The sequence below is a fragment of the Bacteroidales bacterium genome, assembly GCA_014860585.1.
In the GTDB taxonomy this organism is placed as follows: domain Bacteria; phylum Bacteroidota; class Bacteroidia; order Bacteroidales; family 4484-276; genus RZYY01.
In genome coordinates, this window is record JACZJL010000076.1 from 1 (window position 1) to 24,539 (window position 24,539).

The window sequence follows — 24,539 nt, forward strand, 5'->3', positions numbered from 1 at the left end:
CATCCGGGTAAGTGAGTGTGCTTTGGTTGCTCAGTTCCACAATGTAGCCTTTGCCGGGATGGAGCTGCGTGAGGCTGCCGATCCATTGTCCCTGGTAATAGACCGCGAATGCATTTTGCCCGATCAGCCGGTTATCTTCGGAAGCAGCCGGTTGCAGTCCTGCCAGCGCATCGTCGATGTTTAGTCCACCCTGTGGCAGATAGCCCAGCCAGGTGTAGCCGGCGCCCAGCGATATCGGGTCGTTGGCTACAGGCTGCCCTTCGAGGGTAAAATCCTGCTGGTTGCACAACTGCATTTTGTACATCTGCGAAGACGCTATGGCGGTGAGGCTGCCTACCCAGGCGCCGTTGTAAACCACTGCAAAAGCGCTTTGACCCAAAATACGGTCTTCTTCGCAAGGTGAAAGGCCGGCAAAAAGGTCGTTCAGCGCCATGCTTCCCGGATTAAGATTGACAGAGAACCAGGTGTAACCTTCGCCAAACGTAAAGGGCAGTTCGTGTTGTCCGCACTCAAAGGGATACGGATTGCCCGGTGTGCCTACCTGCAACTGGTTTTCGAAGATCAGGCTTTCGCCGGTAGGACATTCGGCACATTCGGCCACATTCCAGATCACAAACTCCACCATTTCGCCGGAAGCCAGGTCAGAACCAACGGTGAGAAACACCAATCCGAACAGATCAGGATCGGGCGCTGCCATCCCGCGACACTCGCCGTCAACAAAAGCGCCCACAACATCATGCGGGTTGAAGGATTGCACACCTTCGATATAGAGTTTCCCGATGATCTGCATGTTGTATTGAAAATAACTGCCGGGCTGCCAATCGGGCGGACAGAAATATTCCAGCGTGGTGAAGGCTTGAGGTACCGACCATTCGCTTACTTCGTCATCGCAAACCGTCCGGACATAAAAATCGTAAGCCGTTTGATCTTCCAATCCCGTAAGAAAATAGGGCTGTTCAGCAACTCCCTCAATGAGCGTACCTTCGGTTTCAGGGTCGAATCCCTGCAGTCCCCATAAAATATCCCACTGGCTGCCGAAGTTTCCCGGCGTCCAGATCAAGTCGGCGGATTCGTAGGTAATATTCTCAGCCACAAGTTCGGTGGGAACCATGCAGGCATAAACCTGAACTTCGTTTATGATGCTGTCGGCGCAGCCTCCCGGACTTACCAGTTTTAGCTTTGCCATGTAAATTCCGGGCGCTTCGTAAAGGTGCAGAAAATCATCACCACCAACATAATCCCATGTTCCATTGCCATCCACATCCCAATAATACTCGGTAGTTTCATCGGTTTGTTGCGAAAGATTGGTAAAGGTGGTGGGGTTTCCAAATTCGGCAAAATCGGTACTGAAACCGGGGATAGGATTCTGGCAATATTCGTGTACATAGGTCAGGCTCCATACCCCTGAAAATGTGCGGAAATAAATATAATTCATCCCATTCGGGAAGTTCGTGTTTTCGATTGTGTAATCAAGGACGACAATTTTTCCGGGGGTAACATCTATGGGAATTCCATTGCCTAGGCCAGGGTCTTCGCCAATAAAATATTCAGCCCTGGTAATTCCGTTGTCAGGATTTACACCTACAAGCCTTGCATGAGTCTGGCTCCAAATCCCGGATTTCACCCGAACAAACAAAGTATGTATTCCGGGAGAGAGTGAAGTAGCGTTGGCTTCAAAATTCAATTCGACCACTTTTCCGGGCGTGATAGTTATAGGTGTGCCATTTCCAAAACCGGGGTCGGCGTTGAAGAAATATTCAGCCTGCGTAATTCCAACATCTGGATTTACACCTACAAGACGTGCATGAGACTGGCTCCAAATCCCGGATTTCACCCTTACAAACAAGGTATGGATTCCGGGAGAAAGGCCGGTAGCATTCGCATTAAAGTTTAGCGCCACAATATTTGCAGGAGTAATTGCAATGGATATTCCGTTTCCGAAACCGGGATCGTTGTCGAAGAAATACTCTGCCTGTGTTATGCCTGCCTCCGGGTTTACACCAATAAGACGGGAATAGGTTTGGCTCCAAAGCCCCGATTTTACCCGCACAAATAAGGTATGTATTCCGGCTTCAAGCCCGGTTGTGTTGGCGTTAAAATTCAGGTCAACCAGGTTTCCGGGGGTTAAAGTAACGGGTGTGCCGTTACCATAACCGGGGTCGTTATCGAAGAAATACTCCGCCCGGTAAACTGGTTGGGCGAAGCTTCCCAAAACGAACAATAGACTGATAAAGAACAATATAGCTCTCATAAGGCTATTCCTCCTGAGTTTTGGCCTTGATATGCACAGGAATCATGTTGCCGCTGCCACTTGCCGGAATTTCAGCTTCAAAAATGCGTGGAACTAACCAGGGCAGACCAGAAAGTACATATTTCACCGCCCCGCCAAATGCGCCGCAATCATCACCATTGGAACCATAGCCAAGGCCCGGCGAACCGGCCGCTAATTTCCATTTTTCGTCAGTTGAACCGACCAAAACGAAATTACTTTCCTTGTCCGAGTTCCAGATGTTTTCAGGAAAAGTAATATTGGCCGACTGGCTCATCACATTGCGTACAAATGAAGAATTGCTGTTATTCGCACTGCTAAAGTCAATACAATATTCAGCGCGGTTCACTCCGGGGTCCAAACTATAAGGCTCTCGGATGATTATGTTATTTAGTACCGATGAATTTTTGGCTGCAAGTGCATAGAAAGTGCCTGTACTGTTTAAATAAATCACATTGTTGTAAATGTTGTGGTTGCCATCCGAAGAGGTTAATGAAATTGATCCGATGATAATATTGTTGTAAATCGTACTTGAAAGAATTGAACTTCCTGATATACTTCCAACAACATAACATTGCCTTATTGTCAGTCCGGAGGGACCGTAAATACTTCCACTAACTCCACCTAAATAAGAACGCTCGATTGTAATATTGGTGCTAGCGGAGTTAAAACTTGCATTTCCAATCACCTGCACTCCAATAATTTTACTTCCAGAGCTTCCATTACTAAAAGTAATGCTTGCAATCAGCACTGGCAAAGGATTTGCATAAGTGGAGTCGTTTTCAAGCAAGAAATATCCCGGGCCAATCAATGTAAGGGATTTAGTCAGGGTAGTAGCCGCGAAATAGGAACCGTTTTCGAGATAAAGTGTATCTCCGTTTACAACTGTGTAATGCGCCACCGCCTCATTAATGCTAACGAAATGCGCATTTACCTGCGGGTTGCTGTTTACTCTCCAACTGGTTGCATTTGCGCCCAACCAGCAAAGGCTCAGAATCAAAATTGCTAAAGTTTTCATTTGTGTAAAGATTTAAATATTAATAAATTAAGATTAGTTAGTCACTGCCAGAAAACACCCTGAATCTGATTTTCAACGATTTAATTACCCCGCCCTTCCCACAGGGATCCCTTCGGGAAAAGGGAGTAAATCGTTGAAAATCATTGCTCCCGGAATTTATCCCGAGACTTCGGGAGGGATGGGGCAAACAATGATTTTCAACATTAAGAGTTTTCTGGCAGTCACTATTTAAATAATTGAATATCATTCTATTTTCGCTGTTAAAGCCTTGCGGTACGCTTGCTCAAACCTGAGTTTTTCAGATGAATCGGCGTACTTTTTATCGAATTTGCTTTTGAGGAGTTCGAACTCGTAATCCAACTCCAAAATCCTTATCCGGAATTTTTCTGTTTCTATCGGGTCTTTGGATTTAAGCATCAGGTGGATCGCTTCCATTCGGGAGCGTTGCACATGTGCCAGGCGGCTGGCATCTTGTTCAGCCCGGCCGGAGCAATTGCCGAGGGAAAAGAGAGCGATGATAAAAGCCCAAAAAACCGTGATGCAGGATTTTTTCATTTCAATTTTTTACCCTGCGAAAGTACAACGTGAGAGTAAGGGTTTCCAAATTTTCGTTGTCCTGATTTATAAATCAGGGCATGATCGGATACAGCGCTCTCTGTAGTCTTTTGAAAATGTTTGGTTTACGACTTCAGGATCAATTCTCCTGAAAGCTGACGCTGGTCAGATTTTTAATGAAAACCGAAGGGGTTACCCCCGCAAATTTCTTGAATTGCACATTGAAATTCGACCTTGAGTGAAATCCCACCATATCGGCAATGGCCTCGATGGTCATGGTTTTGTGCCTGCCAGTCACAAACAATTTCTGGGATTCCTGCACGCGCATTTGGTTGAGGAAATCGGTAAATGGCAGGTTAAAGTCGGTGTTGATGATATGCGACAGGTAGGTGGTGTTGGTGTTGAGCATATCGGCCAGGTCGTTCAGCGTCAGTTGTTTTTGGGTAAAAACTTTTTCTTTTCTGATCAGATGAGTAAGTTCTTTCAACAACCGTGATTTTTCTTCCTCATTGATCGAAAGTGAATTATTGCCCTGTGGAACCAGGTCGCACTCCTGATGCTTAATTAACTCAAGATTCTTCTCAACAAGCTTACGGTTGGATTTTACTTTCTGGATGAAAAGTGCAGTAATGACGCCTGTAGCGGCCAATAGGATCAGCAATCCGCTTCCGATCCAGTAAAGCATCAATTGGCTTTTCCTGATCCTTTCCCGATTCAACTCTTTGTCCTTCATCAATAGCTCTATTTCCTTTTGCTTTTTCTCATTTTCATAAATGGCTTCCATTTCAGCAAGCTTTTCCTGGCTTTCGGCGGTGTAAACGGAATCTTTTACAGCCACATACATTTTATGGTATTCAAGCGCTTTTTCAGGGTTCCCCAACTTTTCCTGCAATTCAGACTTACTTTTAAATATCTTTTCCAGGGTGGTTTTGGCATTTAACTCTTCGGCGCATAATTGGGCTTCATCAAAGTATTTTCCTGCAAGGTTTAGTTCGTCTTTTGCAAGGTAAATATCTCCCAGGTTTTGCAAGGTTTTGCATACAGCATCCTTACGACCAATGCTCTGGGAAATTTCAAGGGCTTCATTTTGGTAAACAATCGCCGAATCGTAATTTTTTAACTCATAAAACAATGTCCCTATGTTACTCAGTTTAACGGCCACACTGCCGGTTCGTCCCATCTTGCGGGCAATCGCAAGGGATTCATGGTACATCACCAATGCAGAATCATATTTTCCTTCATTTTGCAGGATGTTGGCAATGTTGTTCATTGCGATTTCAACACCGTCCCATTTGCCGGATTTTTGATAAATGGTAAGCGCCTGTTCAAAATAATCCCTTGCCAGCATATACTTTTCCCAATGGGAGTATAGTGAGGCGATGTTATTCAGGTCAATTGCCATCATATTCGAATCACTTTGAGTAACAGAAAGATCGTAGGCTTTTTTATAATTCTCCAGCGCCTTATCGAATTCCCCCATTTTTTTATACACCAACCCCAGGTTTGAATAGGCAGAACCCAGCTCGCTTTCATAACCAGGGATCTGGCTTAAGCCAATGGCCTGGTTGCTGAAATAGATGGCGCTGTCGTAAGACCCCATCATGTCATACACTTGCGCTATGTTCACCAGCACAGAAGGTATGTTTTCGTCGTCTTCCAGTTCGAGAAGGATTTCAAGGGCTTTCCGGTAGTTCTTCAGCGAAACTTCGTAAAGGTCAATTTCATAAGCAGCGAGGGCGGCGTCATTCAAATAGCGGGCTGATTCGAGGGGTTCGTTAAGCTGCTCATACAAACCAGCAGCCAGTTCGGCATGTTCAAGTAGTTTTTGAAAGTCTCTGGTTACCCAGGCAGCATTAACAATGTTGACGGCTGCGCGTGCTTCTTCCTGCAATTTTTTTTGTGATTTTGCCAATTTCAGAGCAATCTGTGCCAGTGAATCGGCTTCAATTGGAGCGCTTTGGGTGAGTGCTTCTGACAGATCATTCAGAACTGTCAGGTTTTTTGGGTTACTTTTTAATATGAAATAAAGACTGTCAATCCGATGTTGACCAAAAACAGTCAGGTTTAGTAAAAGTAAAACAGTTAGTTGGAAGCAGCACTTGATTTTAAAACAACTCATGATCAATGGTTCAGTCAAAAATCAAATAAAAGTGCTCAAAAGTAACAAAAATCCGATCTCAAAACACAAACCGCGAAATTTCCGTTTTTTTATCAAAAAACCCCGGGCTATCGTTCGACAAACCCGGGGATAAACCTAACTTGTAACATTCACTTATCTCAGGACGATTTTCCTGAAAATGTGTTGTCCGTTAATTTCAATTGTGATGAAGTAAACACCAGCATGGTAATCCGTCAGATCAACATAAGTCTGGCCAGCTTCTGAAGTTTCGGAAACCAACTCAACCTGCCCCCGAACATCGGTCACCGTAATTTTGGCGCCCGATTGAAGCCCGGTGATGTTCACCACTCCATCCGTAGGGTTTGGGAAAATGTTGACCAAACGACCGAAATCAGTAAACCCTTCTCCGGTTGAACTTTCAAACCCGGTGATGGCCGAGAGGCCGTTTTCGGTGAACAGGCCGTCGGATTGGGGGAGGGTTTGGTCGAATGTGGGATTCAAACCTGACAGGTTTCCAAAACCTGTCAGGTTTTTGAAGAAGATCATCTCCCCTTCAAAAAATCCATCCTTTTCTGCCGTTGTCGGATCATCCCCAAAAATAGTCAGGTGGTTGGCGTTTTCGCTGATGATGGTTACACCAAAGCAATTTCCATTTTGATCAAAAGCGCCGATGATAGTTCCAACTTCGAGGTCTTTGAGAGCTGAAGGGAGTATTGCGATGGTGTGGGTGGAGGGGGTGGGTGTGATGTTGTAACCCAACCCTGACAGGGTTTTGTCTAAACCTGACAGTCCCGCACGTGCGGGATCAAAACCTGTCAGGTTTCCGCTGCTTTTCATCCCCGTATAATCCACCACGCCGGGGGCTGTCATAAGCACATAGTAAGCCTTGCCGGGGTAAAGTGTTCCGATCGTGTTTATATTGTATTGCGGCCAGTAAACACCTGAGCCGGCAACATCTTTGGCGATTACAAACCCATTGACCGGCATAAACAGGTCGGCAGGATCAGCGCCATCGGGAGTAACGACAGGCAGCAGGCTCCAGCCGGCGTTAAGTTGCACAGCCAGAATGGTTTCATACTCACCAATGATTTCCAACAAACAGGCTGCATTGGTTTTCACTTTATAAGCTGAATGGCTTACCCAGTTGCCGATGGTGTTGATGTTTTGACCAGGATAATACATTTCGGTCATGGTTTGGGCTATGATTAGTTCATCGGCTATGGGTGCGAAAACATCTTCCATAGCTGGCTGGCCTGGGATTACATAGCTTGAAATCCCGCTCCATCCGGCTGGAAGTGATATTGGGTGTGTTGCAAATTCATCGCCCCAGAAAATGCGGTTGTAAGGATCGTTTTCAAAAGCGCTGCCGGCAAAATTTCCTGTAGCATTAATGAATGTAACACTTCCTGAATCGAAGATTTTCCTCACATTGTACTGCCCACCCCAGGTATTGGTTGGGAAAACAGCATTTTCGATAATAATATCCTGATCGTTTTCAACCGAAAGCAAGACCGATGGGCCACTCGTCCCATTCCGGAATTCGCAGTTGGTAAACGAATAATATGGACTGACAATGGCGCCGGGAGATAGATAAACACCTTGTTCGGACAGGTTTTCAAAAATGGTAAACATTGCTTCGATGTAGCCCCCGTAATGAATGCTAAAAGTATAGTGATCGCCGGGCACAGTGGTCTTTATGTGGCTCGTGGCTCCTTCGTACCCGTACAACGAAAGTTGCCCGTTAGGATAAACATTAATGGCCGAGAGATTTTTCATGCTAATAGTCGAAGAACTTGTCGCCAACCAGCCGCCATCTTCGATTTCAATGCTATTCCAACATTCGAGTTCATGGTCAAATCCAATTTCTGCAAGGCCTTCGGCCACCATAAAATTATTTTTCACTACCGACGACCAGATTGTTGCCCTGGTCGAAAAGTCGCCAGGTTTATTGATATAGACATCATAAAAGGCACTTCCATCGGTTGTTAAAATTGCGCCGTTGTAATTGCCGTAAAGCTCTACTGCTCCGCCTGTGGGATTAAACCCGGGCGATTGTGCAATAAAACTTTTTTGTGTGCGAATGGTTCCACCCGATATGGTTGAAGTAAAACTGTAAGGTGCAGTATCCTGGATTTTTATAAAGTGATCATTAAAATTGAGGATGCCATTTACCATGGTCAAAGAGGCATTGGCATTGGTTCCCCAAACACTTTCATCGAAGCCTCCCCAAACCTTAACCTCTCCTCCAGAAATCATCAGATCGCCCCGGAGGTCAACACTTTGGGTGGCATCCTGGTACAATTCAACATTACCGTCAAAAAGATGGATGAACCCGTAAATTCCATCATCGGCCAGATCGTTGGCCACAAAAGTAGCATCTCCGGCTATCCATAAACCGCCTTCGGTCCAATCGTAAACTTCACAGATAATGGTATTGTTTTGCTGTAAAAATAAGTACTCCTCCGATTTATCCAACTCCAGAATGTTGAAGTGTTCTGAAGAAGAAAACTGAGGTACATCCCCGGTAAAGATAACGCGGCTGTTTCCTTCGTCAAAAGCTGAATAGCCAATATTATTCTTCCATTCGCCCTCTATTTTTATTTTAGAATTGCCGGGAGAAAATACACCCGATTCGATGATCAGATCCTTTTTTACGTTTAGAATATTTGTGTAATAGGTATTGATGGTTGCAACGCCAGTCTGATTAAAAACCAGCGTGTGGAAATAATCAAGCACATTTGGGGAAATAATCTGGTCGGCGCCTTGCAGAACTACCCTTCCGGCTTCGCACCTGAAAACTCCATGGTTTACTATCGCCCCTTTTACATTGATGTCGTAAGATGAATTACTGAAAAATCCATTGCCACCCATCACCAGGAAATCCCCGTTTATATTTAATGGTTGATCCGACGACACGTCAAGAGTCACCTGGATTCCGGGGTCTTTCATTAGTTGCAGTTTATTAAAAGCGCTTTGGCTGCTGAATGAAAATATTGATGAAGGCGCCTGGCCTGAAAAATAAACGGCTCCATTGGTCAGATGAACCTGTGAACCCGGGTTAAAATACCAGTCACCCAAAATGTTTACAGCGCCATCGTCACCAAAAGTGGCTGTGGAGCCTTCGTGCCAGTAAAGATCTCCATAAACCCTGAATCCGGCATCGTTGTTAACATGTCCGTAAATATGAGCGTTGCTAACCCAAAGATTGTTGTCAAAAATAGCAATTTCTCCCATCACTGTAATGTTCTTGCAATTGGCTTCTGCAGAAACTGCTGGCATGTGTGGAGCTTCCTCTGGAATATAAACATCGGTTTGATAGGTTGGAACTGATAAATCGTCCCAGTTTCCGGGGTTGTGCCAGTCACTCGAAACAATTCCCGTCCACAGGCCGGGCTGTGAGGCTCTCCAGTCAATCCGGTTGTAAGGGTCCAATTCAAAAGTTGAACCTGCTCCTGGTCCGCTTGCATCCAGCATGGTCACCCGCCCCTGATCAAGTGTCTTCTTCACATTCATGCTGATGGGCACATTAGGAAACTGAACTTCTCTCAGTGTCACATTCTGACTGTTATTAATAATTAATAAAGCCCCCACAGCATAAGGAAATGTACAATGATAAAAAGCATTCTCAGGATCGATAAATCCTGATGGGGCAACGATTAAATTACCACAATTATCAAAAGTGGTAAACCTTGACGAGATGGTTCCTCCAACCCCAAAATCGTAAAACCCGGTATCTCCCCAGCGATTAACGGCAATTGGCTGGCTTTCGGTTCCTAACGACTCGAAAGTTCCACCTTCATATATACTCACCTGACAGCTCGGATAAAGGGCAAAAGCACTGTTGGGTTCGAATGATAGGGTGGCGCCATCATGAACATCTACATAATCAAGCACAACCAACATGTTTCCGGTGCTTCGATTCAGCCTGCCTTCGTTTACATCAAGCCCGCCATTCAACAGTAAACTTCCGTTCAAGGTAACTGATCCGCCCTTGCTACCTGAAGTTTGCTTATCAATGATAAGATTGTGAAGAATTCCTATGGAAGGTGTGTCCAGAGATAGAAAAACATCCCCTTCACCATACATTTCGATGGTACCGGCCTCCGGTGCAAAGTCGGTACGATGATTTACGAAAGAACCCGTTGTCCGGATTTTCCCGCCGGTAATCTGGTTTATAAATAAATATTCCGTACTGTTTACGATTTCAATGCCATAAGGATAAACATTCAGTTCGCCGCCACTCATCGTGAGTTGGGCATGGCCTTCGCCCGGCCACTGGCTTTCGATGCCGTTGATGATGTTGAAAGTACCGCCAAGAATAAACAATCTGCCAACAAGGTTTACCTGCTCGCTCAGGTTCCCAATTGTAATAGTACCTTCAGTCTGAACACTCACATCGCCGCCAATTACACCGCCAATCAGGCTGTGGGCAGTAAACGATCCATTGACTACTGAAAGTCCTCCTTCGTTCCAGTTGTAGTAGTAACAAAATATATCCGACAGGGATGAAAGTTCAATCAAACTTCCCGACCCGGCTTTTTCGATAACAAGGGTCATAAAGTTTTCGTCGTTGTAGATGCGCTGAACACTATTTGCACCATTGAACACCACTGTGGTATTGCTTTCGTTAAATGCATCAGGTCCGGCTGGGTTCGACCAGTCTCCGGCAAGATAAATGGTAACATTACCCGGGGCGAAAATACCGGAAGATATTTGCAGATTTTCGTTGACCACGAGATTACTGGTGTGGGTGGTATTAACCGAAACCGTTCCCGACTGGTTAAATTTCAGGCTGTTAAAATAATCTCCCGTATTTGGAGTAATAGTTTGGTTTACACTGCTAAAAACCAACTTTCCGGCATTTCCTTTAAAGGTTCCATTGCTTATAAAATCACCATGCAACAGGATGTCCCGATCGGTGTCAGCGATAAATTCGGCCAAAGGCCAGATTTTAAAATCACCTGATATTTCAAGGCTTTGAGTTGATAAATCGCTAAAACCTACCTGGGCTCCGCCGGTTTTCTGGATGTACAAATGATGAAAAAAGCTGTTTTCTGAGAATGATCTTATCCATTTTGAAGAGGTTCCGGCAAATATAACATTGCCATTGTTGAACTGAACCGATGATCCTTCATTAAAATTCCAGTTACCATTGCAAACCAGGGTTACATCCTGATTAATTTCGGCGGACGATCCTGAATTCCAGGAAAAATCACCCAAAACAACAAACTGGCTTCCGGGTGAAGTTACCAACAGTTCACCGTTGAAAGTAGCATTCTCGTAAACCGTAAGGTTTCCTCCGGCAAGGTTCAGGCTTCCGTTTACCGTCAGACTATTGATGTACCAGTCGCCGGCATCAATCGCCGGCATGTTGGGAGCAGTAGCCGGGATCACCACATCTGTTCCGGCTGTTGGAATGTTAGAATCATCCCAGTTGTCGGCTGTGTACCAGTTGGAGGATATAGCACCGGTCCAAAGGCCAGGCTGAGGTATAATCCAATGGATACGATTGTATGGGTCATCCTCAAAATCCTCACCCGAAAAAGCGCCAGTAGCATTAATAAAAGTTACAGACCCCTGATCCAAATATTTTATAGCATTATAAGGCGCTGAGGCAGTCGGGAAATGCGCATCCTGTATCGTCAAATCCTGATTATTATCAATTCGCATAAGGTAATGAAATCCATTTTCAAAGGTACATCTGGTGAAAGCATGATTTGGATCAACCAAACCGTCAGTTGTTACATTCACACCAGCAGAGAGATGAGAGAAATAGGCATCGGAAGCGGAAATGGTACCCCCATCCATAATCGCAAAGTTAAAATCCCCGCCATTGCAGGTTACAATTGCATTATCGGCAGGTGTTCCTTGTATTTTTATCAATCCCCCATGGCTGACCAATTCCCTCGACGGGAACATATCAAGGGTAGCGCCTTCAGTAACCCAAAGCGTTCCTCCCGCCTGAACATAAGTGTGGCGGCAGCTTAAGGCTTTTCCGGGCAACACTTTCAAAGTCCCCTGATCCACATCGGTTTCACCGGTTATGGTAATGTTTGTGGCCACGCTAATGGTGGCGCCGGATGTTTTATTAATGTTCAAATCGTAAATCGAACCATCACTCAACACCATGCCGGCATCCTCGTCGCCATACAATTCGATTACACCTGCTCCGGGTGTAAAATCAGCCCGGTGGTTGAAAAATGAACCCTCGGTTCTGATTTTTCCTCCTGAAATGTTGGTTGTGAAGGTATAGGGCGGATTATCCACAATTTCTATCCCGTAAGGATAAACATTGAGCTCTCCATCGCTCATCGTAATGGAAGCATTGCCGTTTCCTGGCCACTGGCTTTCGATGGCGGCAATAATGTTGAATGTACCGCCCGTAATGGTGATGTTTCCCTTGAGCTGTGGATTGCTGCCATAATTTCCGAGGGTAATAGAACCGCCTTCGTTTACATAAAAATTCCCTGCAATTCCGTTGTCGGAAAGACTGATAGCCGTAAAATTCCCATTTCTTGCATCCAGCGCACCGGCAGTCCAATCGTATTCGTTACACAGTACCGTTTTGCCAACCCCGCTGTTTGAGGTTCTTAATGCGCCTCCCAAAGGTTTATCCACCTCTACAATGTTAAAGGTTTCATCGCCGCAGTACTGATGATAGTTTCCACCATTGAATATTACACGGCTTCCACCTTCAACAAAGGCCGATGTTCCCACATTGTTGTCCCAGTTACCACCCACTTTGATGCTACTGCTGCCCGCGTTAAATATCCCTGAATCGAAGTGTATATCTCCTTTAATATTTACAATATTTGTTTGGGTTGTCACTATGTTGGCAGTCCCTGTCTGGCTGAAAACAAAATGGTTGAAATAGTCATTCACATTGGGTGTGATGGATTGGTTTACACCATCAAGCTTTATTGCCCCGAAGTTGCATTGCAGCGTTCCCTGGCTGGTGATGTTGCCTTTAACAATAACATCCATCGGGCTGTCGGAAACGAATGTTGATCCTGTAAAGGTGAGCAGGTAGCCATTGATTTTTAAATCCTCTGTTGACAAATCACTGAAGCCGATTTGTGCTCCGCCGGTCTTTTGGCTGCGCAGATTGAAAAATGAGCAATCAGCCGAGTAGCTACGTATCCATTTATTTACGGATCCCATAAAAAACACAGTTCCATTGGCCAGGTTTGCATTTGCTCCGGTATTGAAATTCCAGTTTCCGTAAGCATGGATTTGAGCATCGGCAGTAATGTTGGCCGCAGAGCCTGAATTCCATTCGATGTCGCCCTGAACCACCAGTTCGGCTCCGGCTGCATTCATGGCCAGTGTTCCGTTGACGGACAAATTTTGGGCTACATTGAGGTCGGCGGTAGCAATGGTGAGCACTCCGTCAATGGTGATGTTTTTACAATACGCAATGCCTGCTCCAATTATTGGCATGTAGGGCGCCGTTGCCGGGATGGTAACATCGGTAACAGCATTGGGAACATTGCCGTCGTCCCAGTTGGCCGAAGTTTGCCAGTCGGTTGAAACGGCGCCTGTCCAAAGGCCGGGCTGGGTGTAGGTCCAGTGAATGCGGTTGTATGGGTCGTTTTCAAAAGCCGAACCTGAAAAATCACCTGTCGCATCCCTGAATGTCAGAGAACCCTGATTACCCGGTTTTGAAACATTGAAACCTGTTGCGGGAGTAAGGAATTCGACATTGTGCAGGGTTAATTCCTGCGCATTTAAAACCCTGAGCATGTCGGTAGCACAATAGCGAAATTTGCAGTAATCAAAGGGATTTGCCGGATCAATTGTTCCTCCGCTTCCGATAAGTATCGGATTCACGTAATAAAATGATGCCCTGTTAGCAGCAATGGTTCCGCCATCATTGATATAGATAAAGTAATTACTTGAACCATTGCGTGAAATTACAACTTCATTCCCCTCGGTTCCAATTGCTTTAAAGAGCCCGCCGCTGTTAACATCCAGGAAATGGTCTGATAATATTTTCAACTGCGAATTCAAATCCATCCAAAGTGTACCTCCATTGTTTACAGCAATATTGTCGTTTGTTGTGAGTGTGGCATTATTTGTCTTGAGCGTTCCGCTTTCGACAGTTAAAGGGCCATTCACAGTTGCACCCTGACCAAGGAATACAGTTTCTGTTGTTTCCTTGTTGATGGTCAAACCCCACAAACTTCCAGTGTACATCAGCAAATTTGAATTCCCCGGGCCATACATTTCAACAGTTCCTGCGGTTGGGGTAAAATCGGCCCGGTGATTTTCGATGCTACCCTCGGTTCTTATTTTTCCACCGGTAATATTTGTGGTAAAAGTATAAGGAGGATTGTCAAGAATTACTATCCCGTAAGGATAAACATTCAACTCGCCACTACTCATGGTGATGGAGGCATTGCCGTTGCCCGGCCACTGGCTTTCGATGGCTGCAATAATGTTGATGGTTCCGCCATGGATGTAAAGATTGCCCTTGAGTTGCGGGTCGCTACCGTATTGTCCTAAAGTAATCGTTCCTCCATCGGTAGCATAAAAGTTGCCAGTAATTCCGTTGGTCAGACTTGGTGCTGTAAAAGAAGCATCATCCAGAACATCTAAGGCTCCTGCCATCCAGTGGTAGGTGTTGCAGAATACTTCTGCACCATAGGCAAGTCTGAAAGCACCCCCAAGTGGCTTGTTGATTTCAACAATATTAAAATTCTCATCGGTTATGCAATACTGATGATAATTTCCTCCATTGAAAACTACCCGGCTTGCACCTTCTGTAAATGCAGCCGGACCAACATTATTATCCCAGTCTCCACCAATATTGATGGTTGAAGTTCCGGCATTAAAAATCCCTGAATCAATATGGAGGTCTCCTTTCACATTCAGGATATTTGTATGGGTATTTACGATCGTTGCAGTTCCTGTCTGGCTAAAGGTAAGTGTATTGAAATAATCGTTCACATTGGGTGTGATGGACTGTGTGGTACCGTCCAGCTTCACTATCCCGAAGTTGCATTGTAAGGTTCCATTACTTGTGAGATTTCCTTTGATGATAATATCCATTTCGCTGTCGGAAACAAATTTTGATCCTGTGTAAACCTCCATAAAACCATTGATTATCAAATCCTGGATTGACGAGTCGCTGAAGCCGATTTGTGCTCCGCCGGACTTTTGGCTGCGCAGATTGAAAAATGAACAATCGGCAGAATAACTGCGAATCCATTTATTGACTGTTCCTAAAAAGAAAACCGTTCCATTGGCCAGGTTTGCATTTGCTCCGGCATTGAAATTCCAGTTTCCGTAAGCATGTATCTGGGCATTGGCAGTAATGTTGGCCGCAGAGCCTGAATTCCATTCGATGTCGCCCTGAACCACCAGTTCGGCTCCGGCTGCACTCATGGCCAGCGTTCCGTTGACGGCCAAATTTTGGGACACATTCAGATCGCCGGCGCCCATAGTGAGCGTGCCGTTAATGGTGATATTTTTACAATAAGCAATGCCAGCACCAATTATTGGCATGTAGGACACCGTTGCCGGGATGGTTACATCCGTAACGGCATTGGGAACATTGCCATCATCCCAGTTGGCAGAGGTCCACCAGTCCGTGGAAACTGCTCCGGTCCAAAGGCCGGGCTGAGTTACCGTCCAGTCAATCCGGTTGTAGGGATCGTACTCGTAAGCCGGGCCGGCATAAGCACCGGTTGCATCTTTGAAAGTAATATGCCCATGGTTGATGGTTTTTGCAACAGTGTTGGTTGGCGGTAGAGTCGGGAAATTTGCTCCCCGGATGGTTAGTTCCTGAGCGTTATTCAGTAAAATATACGTTCCCTGTCCATTGCTGAAAGTGCAATAATCAAAAGGAAATGCAGGATCAATGATGGCATTGGGTGCAAGGATAATGTTTGCGGGATATTGAAATTTGGCATATTTTGCTGAGATGGTAGCTCCATTATTTATATTAAAATAGTAATAATTAGTTGCCGAACGGGTGATGATAGCCTGGTTTGAGTTGGTTCCGATAGCTCTGAAGATTCCACCGCTGTTCACGTTCACCGACATTTCGCTTGCAATTTTCAATTGTGCGCCTTCGCCGAGACTGAAAATACCGCCATTTTCAACATACAAATGCCCGTTCATGGTGATGATTTTATTCACGTTGCTCATGGTCCCGCTTGTCACTTCAATACTTACCACAGTAAGGTTTGAGTTCACATTTACAGTGGATGAAAGCCCCTTGTTAATTTTTATATCTCTTAAAATACCGGCATACTGCTCCAGATAAACATCATTTGAGCCGTAAAGCTCTAAGACTCCTCCAACAGGGGTAAAATCGGTACGATTGCAGAAAAATCCGCCTGCCGTGCGAATGGTTCCTCCTGTAATATTTTCGGTAATGGTATTTGGCGATAAGGTTGTCAGGGTTATTCCCTGATCTTTAAAATCAAGTGTTCCGGCATTCATCGTAACCGAGGCATTTGCCCCTAAAGCCCACTGACTGGCTCCATTCCCGCCGTAAATATTAATGGTTCCGCCGTTGGTAAAGGTGAGACTACCGTTTAAGTCAACATACTGAAAAGCATCCTGGTATAAGTTGATCGTGCCTCCCGGATTCACATAAAAGCCGCCATACAAACCATTTTCATACAAATCGTCGGCAGTAAAAGTTCCTGTATTTACATCTATTGAGCCGGCAGTCCAGTCGTACTGCGCGCAAGTTACCGAACCTGAATTTAACCTGAATGAGCCACCCGATGTTTTGGCCACTTCCAGAATATTAAAGGTTTCATTGTAGCAATACTGATGGTAATTTCCTCCGTTGAAAATTACCCTGCCTGTGCCGGGGTTAAATGATCCGGCGCCTGCATTGTTGGTCCAGTCCCGTTTAGCCTGAATTGTAAGGCTGCTTGAGTTAAAAGTTCCCGAGGTAAGCACAAAATTTCCGTTAAATATAATAGTCGAAGTCAGGTTTACGGTTTGTGCCCGGCTTTCATCTGATATCACTTCACCGGTTTCGCGATCAATCCGGGGATAAGCAATGGTAGTACTTTCGCCATCTTTTGAAGCTGCTTTGTTGATTTTTACTCCATATAGCGCTGCTGTACCAACGCAAAAAAGAACGGCATCGGTGGTACCGTACATTTCAATGGTTCCGCCGGCTGGATTAAAGTCTGACCGGTAATTAATGAAGTCCTTCGCAGTTTTAATAGTGCCGCCGGTAATGTTCGAGGTGAGTGTAGTTGTTGATGCACTCACCCTGATTCCGGTTTCTGCAAAATTTAGAACACCGCCACTCATGGTAAGAGATGCATTTTGTGAAAAAGGCCAGTAGCTGTCGGTGGTACCTCCATACACATTAAAATTCCCGCCACTTATGTTGAGCGTTGTGCCATTAAGATCAACATAGCCATCGTCGTTGGTGAGGTTGATGGTCCCTGTTCCTGAGAGAGTGTATCTTCCAAAAATCCCGTTGTCCGCAAGATCTTCCGCAGTAAAAGTGCCTGCCTCTACTTTTATCCCTCCGGCAGTCCAGTCGTACTGATTACAGGTTACGGTTGTGGCTAAACTGTTGATGATCACATCGCCGTAGGCATTATTGATTTCAAGAATGCTGAAATCTTCACTGTAATTGATATACTGATCATACGACCCTTTTTCACCTTTATTGATAATAACCTGCAACACGACTTTTCCTGAGCCTTGAGTAAAATACTCCGGCCCGGCTTCATTATTCCAGTCACCGGTAACATAAAGGGTGTTGTTTTGCGGGTCAAGCGTTCCTGCCTGTATCGTCAAATCCCCCATAATTTCCAACTGGTTATTAAGGGTAACCGTTTCGCCACAGTTGATCAACAGGTTGTTCACCCTGTTATTTGTGCCGGCCATCTGCACTGATTGCGTTCCGCTGGCACGTTCAAGCCGCAAGGTTCCGGCATAGAAATTCAATCTGCCATTTGCGGTTATGTTCCCTTTTACTATTGTGTTGATATTGACACCACCGGTAAAAGTATTGTCAGCATTGATACTTACACCACTGCCAAAAGTTATCGTGGCGTTTGAGCCTGTACCAATAAATGTTGTTGCAGTGGTGGTTTTGCCAAAAGTTACCGAGCCAAACTTACTGTTTGCGCTGTAATTGTAAATATACGAACTGGCAGTGCCATTGAAGGTAACAAAACACAAACCCATGTCAACAGCGGAACCAGAGGCAAATGTCCAGTTGCCGCTCAATTCCATCCTTCCGCCATAGTAACCATTGACGGAAGCAGTTGAATTCCAGACGATGTTTGTAGCAATCAGTTTTCCGGTTTTTGTTAAACTGCCACCAATACTTAAATTTCCGTTGAAAGTGGCTGTGCCGGCAACGTTCAACTGAGCATTGGCAGTGGTGGTTCCGCTGATGGTGAGCGTTGCGCCAGCGTTTACCGTCAGGTTGTTGCACACTGGGGTTGTTGTGCCACTGATCAGCGGTTGGTTAGCCGTTACAGGAATAGTAACATTTTGAGCTGCCGTTGGCACACCGCTGGGCGACCAGTTGCCTGCTGTGTTCCAGGCTGTACTTGTAGCGCCTGTCCAGGTTTTTTGTGCATTTGCTATTGTTGCCGACAACAGCATCGTGGGAATCAAGAGAATGAAAAACTTTTTCATAAAAATACTTTTTTGTTAGGTTTATAAAATTCTGAAATCTTCGTATCCAACCAATTCTTTTTCGTGTTTGGTCAATGCTGAAATCTCGCTGCCTTCAGGCCCTTCAAGGCACCATTGCTCAAAATCAGCCAGGTGCTCCTCCTCCCCTTCTGCCTCAATGATTACTTTGTCTGGTTGCTGACTGACCTCGCCGGTTAAATGGAATTGATTTGCCCCTCTGAGGGCATAAATTCGAAAACCTGTGTTTTCAACTTTTCCCGTGATAATCATCTGAAGGTGCCTTACCATGTTTGCGTGCATTTAAATTTTTTGGTAAAAGTAGGTTGGGCTGGTAGCAATTGCCAAATAATTACAATAGACAAATAATAGACAAAAGTAAAGTAGCTGTTTATCAATGTTTTGAAATAGCAATTATCCCCCTTTCAATCCTAAATGTCAACCATAATGTCATTGTTTGTTCAACAAAAAACTCATTAGTCTCTGCCAGAAAACTATTCTTGTTGAAAATCATTGTTTACCCCAACCCTAGAGGGAGCAATGATTTTCAACGATTTACTCCCTTTAGGGTGGGGAAAATAAATCGTTGAAAATCAAATTTAGGAAGTTTTCTGGCAGAAACTCATTAGAAGCAAGAATGAAAAAAATCAAACAATCAAAAAAATGCTTTACTTTGTGATCTTAAGTTCTCTGCCAATATCTTTCTGAATTTCAAACATCTTTAAAAAACACCAGCCATGCGAATTATCTTATCGTTTTTATTGTTTCTTTTGTTTTCAACCCTAACGCAGGCGCAAACTCAAACAGTAGAGGATGATTTTGAAGGGAACGGTACTATAACCACCTGGTATGGTGATGATTGCAATATCAACACCAGCTTTCCCAATCCATATCCAGAGGGCATCAATACTTCAGCTACGGTTTTAGAATACGATGATGTCGGAGGTCAGTATGCGAATGTACGATTTCAGGTAAGCAACTCATTTGATTTATCAACCGATTATGTTTTTTCGTTGAAAGTTTACGTACCGACAGACGGAATTACCGGGAACCAAACCAATCAGGTATCTTTAAAACTACAAAACGGATCATTACCTGCACCCTGGACAACTCAAAGTGAAATCATAAAACCCATTGTTTTGGATCAATGGCAAATCGTAACTTTTGATTTTTTTAATGATAACTACATTAACTTAGACCCAAATTCTCTTCCTCCGACCCAAAGGACAGACTTTAACCGGGTAGTCATTCAGGTAAACGGAGAAAACAACAATGACTTTGTGGTAGCTTATATTGATGATGTGTATTACAACGGCACAATCGCGGAGGACCCTGAATTTGATGTACTGGTTTGGTCGGATGAGTTTGATGGCGAAGGCGCCATAGACAATTCCAAATGGCATCATCAAACGCTGTTGCCAAACGGATCGGGTTGGTACAACGGTGAAATACAGCATTACACCGACAGGGTGGATAATTCTAATGTGAGTAATGGGAATTTAAACATCATTGGCAAGAAAGAAACCTATACCAATCAGGGAGTAACCAAACAATATACTTCGGCCAGGCTAAACTCCAAATTTGCATTCCAATACGGAAAAGTGGAAGTACGTGCCAAATTACCTACAGGCGTTGGAACGTGGCCTGCAATATGGACACTGGGAAAAAATATTAACGAAGATGGCGGGTGGTGGGACCTCCAGGGATATGGCACAACGCCCTGGCCGGCTTGCGGCGAGATTGATATCATGGAACACTGGGGGAGCAATCAAAATTACATTCAAAGTGCCACCCATACTCCTTCAAGTTACGGTGGTACGGTTAACCATGGAGGACAAACAATACCCACAGCCTCAACCGAATTTCATACTTATACACTAAAGTGGTATGCCGAAAAACTGGTATTCAGTGTGGATGATGTTACACATTATACCTATGAACCGGATGAAATAAACAGCGACACATGGCCTTTTGATGCCGAGCAGTACTTATTGCTCAATTTTGCTTTCCTGCCCAATATTGCTCCCGGTTTTACAGTGGATACGCTGGAAATCGAATATGTCAGAATTTATCAAAGTGCTATTACCGGTCTTAACAAAGAGGCTGATAATCAGCAAATATTTGATTTTAAAGCCGCACCAAACCCAGCCAGCGATTACATCATCATCAGTTATTCCCTTCCTGAAAATACGGATGTCAACCTGGAGATTCGCGATCTCACCGGCCGGTTAATTCGAACACTAACCAGCGAAAAACAATCGTCAGGGCAACATCAGGAGCTGTTGAATATTCAAAACCTGTCAGCAGGTGTGTATTTCTTTACACTTAAAGCCGGGCATAACATCCTGACGAAAAAATGCATTGTCAGTAAATAGTGCTATTGCTTTTATTCTTCGGGTTTCTTTGTGCCTTTGAGCTTTAGTGGCTAACTTTTCAATTGCCACTCACAAAGTGATGCCTTTGGCAAAAGACACCAAGCCCCGAAGTATCCCCACAAAGCCACATAAAAGCTGTGGTTTACAGCTAAAAAATCACTCTTACTCGAGGAGGTAAAGCAGGTAAAGATACCGGCAATTGGCAAAATCCACATAAAGGGAAGTTGAACCGTCAGATGCAGAATTAATCAGCCTCAGGCTGCACATCAAACCTTCCTCATTTTTGCAATACCATTCGAAAACGTTGTCACCATCATCATCCACGTAATTCCCATCATCCTGCATGATGTCATAGACCTGGTTGATTTCACTGAAAATTTTGATTCTGTTCGTGGTCAGATCAATCTCAGTCAAAATATCAGTGTCTTTCCATTCCCTCCATTCCGCCCATTGATCTGTGGTTTCATTTTTTGTAGTAAAGGTTGACTTGTAGGCTTTACATCTGATCACCTGGCCAAATGAAGAAAGCATCAAGAGCAATACAAAAGAGGAGAGCAGGATTCTTTTCATTTTTTTAAGTTGTTCGTTGCCCTGAGAAATTGTTTCTGAACTGTTGGCAAAAATAGAAAAAAGGAAATAGCCTAAGCATGATGAAACAAAATTTCCCGATCTTCGTAAAAACGCGCACTTATGTTTCTGTTTAATTATTACCAAATTAGACACAATAGGACATAGCAGAAAATCTGAATAAATAGTTTGAAGTGTCATCCTACTTGATTGAAAGCATTTCGAGCTAAATCGCCTTCCCCCAAAAGTAATTCAAAATGTCACCCTTACAGGGTTTTGATGAACTATTGATGACTTGATGGTTATAATCATACCACCCTTTCAGGGTTGATCTGTGAGAAAACAATGCTGCTTCCCCTTCAGTCTGATTCTCCGACAAGCAGGATAGCAGAATCGGGATTCATTCTTCAGCATTTCAATTGTTTACAATCCCGAAGGGATGACATGATTCTAACAAGTGGATGACTGCTGGATTCGGTAACCCCGAAGGGGTGACAGTTCTCAAAACCCTGTCAGATATATCTTTAAAGTTGATCAGACATTCTTTGTGATACTCTGTGCCTTCTCTGTGTTACTCTGTGGTATAGCTCTAAATTTGACCCGGCCAAAAAAATGACCAGGCTAAATTCTTTCAGGCATTATCTCAACCCTGTATCAAAGCGTGTGTATGAACTCATCAAGGGTTATATGATTATTCAAATTCAGCTTTTTGCGCAAGCGGTAGCGCGATGTATTGACCGATTCGGGAGAGATATTCATCAGGCGGGCAATTTCTTTTGTTGTCAGGTTTAACTTTAAATAGGCACACAATTGAAGATCATTTTGTGTAAGGCCTCCGTCGGCTTTTCTCAACTTATCAAAAAACGATCTGTGTACCGATTCAAACCTTATCCTGAATTGTTCCCACTGCGTTTCCACATCGGTTTGGCGGTCAATCTCGGTGATCATCTCCCGTGCTTTCTCTGATCCTATTCCATCATCAGCCCTCTTGATCTCCTCTGCCAGCTTTTTCAGCAGTTCAAATACTTCGTTCTTATTGGCAATCAGCATTGTGGCTGAAACCAATTCATTCTTTTTCAGGTCAAGGCTTTTGGCCTGCAGTTTCTTAATTTCTTCTTCAGCAAATAATGTCTCCTCCAGATTCCTGTTCCTTTCCTCGCTGGCTTTGAGTTTCATCTGCGAAATTTCTGTCTCTTTATTAAATAGTTCACGGCTTTGACTAAGTGACTGCCGCTTAAGTCTGAACATGATGTAAAACGAGGTAGCTATAATTGCCAATACGACTGCAATCAGTGTAAGAAGACGGTTTCGCAGCAGTTGAATCCTTTCTCTGTCGCGGAGAATCTGGTTTTCCTTTTCCTTCATCTCGGTGTCGTATTTTGTTTGCAGTTCGATGATCTTGCCAGCGCTCTCTTCATTGAAGATGGAATCGTTCAACATCATGTACTTTTGGGAGTAATCAAAGGCTTTTTTCCAATCATTATTTGAACTGTAAAACTGTTGCAGATTGTCATAATTGGAAAGGATCAGCTTTTTCAATCCGAGGCCTTGTGCAATTTGAAGGCTTTCAAGGAAAAACTCCTGTGCAACCGGACTTCCCTGTATCATCCGGAGGGAGCCAAGATTATTCAACGCAACAGCCTCGCCGGGTTTATCACCTGTAAGCCTGGCTATCTTCAGTGTTGAATTGTAGTGCTGCTCTGCCAACTCCGGATTGTTCTCCTCTTTGGCAATCAACCCGAGGTTATTGTAAATCTTGATCATCCCGGCCGGGTCTGTTTTCAACTCTTCTTTGATCGTCAGCGCCTGCATAAAGTAATCTTTTGCACGTTCGTAATCCTTCTTCTCATAATGAATGATCCCGATATTGTGTAAAACGTTGGCCTCCTCCCTGCGATTTCCATCCTTCCTGTGATAATCAAGCGCTTCTTCAAGGTATTCCACTGCCTTGTCGTAATTCTTTTGCTGAGTAAGGACATTGGCCATATTCATCAGGGTAATTCCTGCAAGATTGTTGTTGCCAATCTCGTTGGCAAACCTGAGTGCCCTGTAAAAGTAATCGGATGCATCTTCGTATTTCCCTTCGATGTATCGGAGGTTCCCCAGATTGATCAGGTTATTGGCCACACCCACACTGTCTTTGCAATTTTCTCTTAGCTGGAGCGATTTGTAAAACAGCTCACCAGCAAGATTGTAGTTCTTTTGATCAATATACATCTGTGCCATGTAAGTGTAAGTCTTTGCTGCTTCGGCTGATGCACCGTCTTCAAGATAAAATTCTGCAGCAATGGAGGCATTTTTGAGAAATTCTTCCGCATTGCCTCTTTTTCGTTCGATGAGGCTGTAGTTGTAGTAACAATCGGCTTTTTTCCGGGTCAGTCCTTTGGCCTCGGCAATCCACATTATTGAATCAACAGTGAGGCGGGCTTCATCCAGCTGGTTGGATTTCACGAAGTTGGCCAAAACTTTACTCAGCCTGGCCATTTCGAGGGAATCTGATGGCTGGATATTCGCAGGACTGTCAAAAGAGACACAGGAAAGGTAAAGAGTGACGAAGAAACCTGCCAGGGCATTGTTTTTCAGGTAAGTAAATGTTGAAAGGAGATTTTTGAAAAAGTAATAATAATCATTTGACATATAGTAAATTACAGCTTTAGAAATTCTTCTCCCCCAATTCGTGCTTTTAATCCGGAACACTCCTTTCATGAGCTTCAGTGAATTTTTTCCTATTTTTTTGAGGTCAAAAATATAGCAAACAATGATACAGACTCAATCTGAGACAAAATATATTTTACACCCGATCTTCCGTGTTTCTTTTGTGCTGGATCATAGATACATGTCAGCGCCGAAAAGCATGATGGGTTTACAAAATTTATAACCGTTCTAATTAGCTCTTTTAATGCTGAATATCAGATTTATCACTCAGTTTCTTCTTATTCATCATTTTGAAAATTAGCGATTAAGCCTTTTGAAATGCAAAGTATTGATTAGTTTTGTAGGGTTAGA

At 44.2% G+C, this 24,539-nt stretch carries 9 protein-coding genes; 1 reads left to right on the plus strand and 8 read right to left on the minus strand.

The window, feature by feature from the left end:
- The 6 genes from IH598_07865 to IH598_07890 all read right to left on the minus strand — a co-directional run.
- Positions 1–2,251: hypothetical protein (locus tag IH598_07865; protein ID MBE0638420.1), on the minus strand; the 2,251-nt coding region annotated here is incomplete at its 3' end.
- 4 nt (positions 2,252–2,255) lie between these two features.
- Positions 2,256–3,287 (minus strand): hypothetical protein, encoded by a 1,032-nt coding sequence (locus IH598_07870; protein MBE0638421.1) that lies wholly within the window; start codon positions 3,285–3,287, stop codon positions 2,256–2,258.
- A gap of 243 nt (positions 3,288–3,530) precedes the next feature.
- The gene (locus IH598_07875; GenBank protein MBE0638422.1) at positions 3,531–3,842 is read right to left on the minus strand and encodes a hypothetical protein; all 312 of its coding nucleotides are present in this window, start codon (positions 3,840–3,842) and stop codon (positions 3,531–3,533) included.
- A 139-nt stretch (positions 3,843–3,981) separates the two neighbouring features.
- Positions 3,982–5,961, minus strand: a complete 1,980-nt coding sequence (locus IH598_07880) for a tetratricopeptide repeat protein (protein ID MBE0638423.1) — start codon at positions 5,959–5,961, stop codon at positions 3,982–3,984.
- A 153-nt stretch (positions 5,962–6,114) separates the two neighbouring features.
- On the minus strand, positions 6,115–18,594 hold the full coding sequence (locus IH598_07885; protein ID MBE0638424.1) for a T9SS type A sorting domain-containing protein: 12,480 nt from the start codon (positions 18,592–18,594) through the stop codon (positions 6,115–6,117).
- Between the two features lie 21 nt (positions 18,595–18,615).
- Positions 18,616–18,882, minus strand: a complete 267-nt coding sequence (locus IH598_07890; protein MBE0638425.1) for an acylphosphatase — start codon at positions 18,880–18,882, stop codon at positions 18,616–18,618.
- A 446-nt stretch (positions 18,883–19,328) separates the two neighbouring features.
- On the opposite strand from IH598_07890, the gene IH598_07895 reads away from it, so the two are divergent.
- A complete protein-coding gene (locus IH598_07895) occupies positions 19,329–20,966 on the plus strand; it encodes a family 16 glycosylhydrolase (protein MBE0638426.1) in 1,638 nt (545 codons plus the stop codon).
- Positions 20,967–21,128: 162 nt separating this feature from the next.
- Here IH598_07895 and IH598_07900 read toward each other — a convergent pair whose 3' ends face one another.
- Positions 21,129–21,536, minus strand: a complete 408-nt coding sequence (locus IH598_07900) for a hypothetical protein (GenBank protein MBE0638427.1) — start codon at positions 21,534–21,536, stop codon at positions 21,129–21,131.
- A 651-nt stretch (positions 21,537–22,187) separates the two neighbouring features.
- On the minus strand, positions 22,188–24,239 hold the full coding sequence (locus IH598_07905; protein ID MBE0638428.1) for a tetratricopeptide repeat protein: 2,052 nt from the start codon (positions 24,237–24,239) through the stop codon (positions 22,188–22,190).
- Positions 24,240–24,539 lie beyond the last annotated feature (300 nt).

Coding starts and splice junctions, on each gene's coding strand:
- IH598_07870 (MBE0638421.1), bottom strand. CDS start 3,287: ATGAAAACTTTAGCAATTTTGATTCTGAGCCTTTGCTGGTTGGGCGCA.
- IH598_07875 (MBE0638422.1), bottom strand. CDS start 3,842: ATGAAAAAATCCTGCATCACGGTTTTTTGGGCTTTTATCATCGCTCTC.
- IH598_07880 (MBE0638423.1), bottom strand. CDS start 5,961: ATGAGTTGTTTTAAAATCAAGTGCTGCTTCCAACTAACTGTTTTACTT.
- IH598_07885 (MBE0638424.1), bottom strand. CDS start 18,594: ATGAAAAAGTTTTTCATTCTCTTGATTCCCACGATGCTGTTGTCGGCA.
- IH598_07890 (MBE0638425.1), bottom strand. CDS start 18,882: ATGGTAAGGCACCTTCAGATGATTATCACGGGAAAAGTTGAAAACACA.
- IH598_07895 (MBE0638426.1), top strand. CDS start 19,329: ATGCGAATTATCTTATCGTTTTTATTGTTTCTTTTGTTTTCAACCCTA.
- IH598_07900 (MBE0638427.1), bottom strand. CDS start 21,536: ATGAAAAGAATCCTGCTCTCCTCTTTTGTATTGCTCTTGATGCTTTCT.
- IH598_07905 (MBE0638428.1), bottom strand. CDS start 24,239: ATGAAAGGAGTGTTCCGGATTAAAAGCACGAATTGGGGGAGAAGAATT.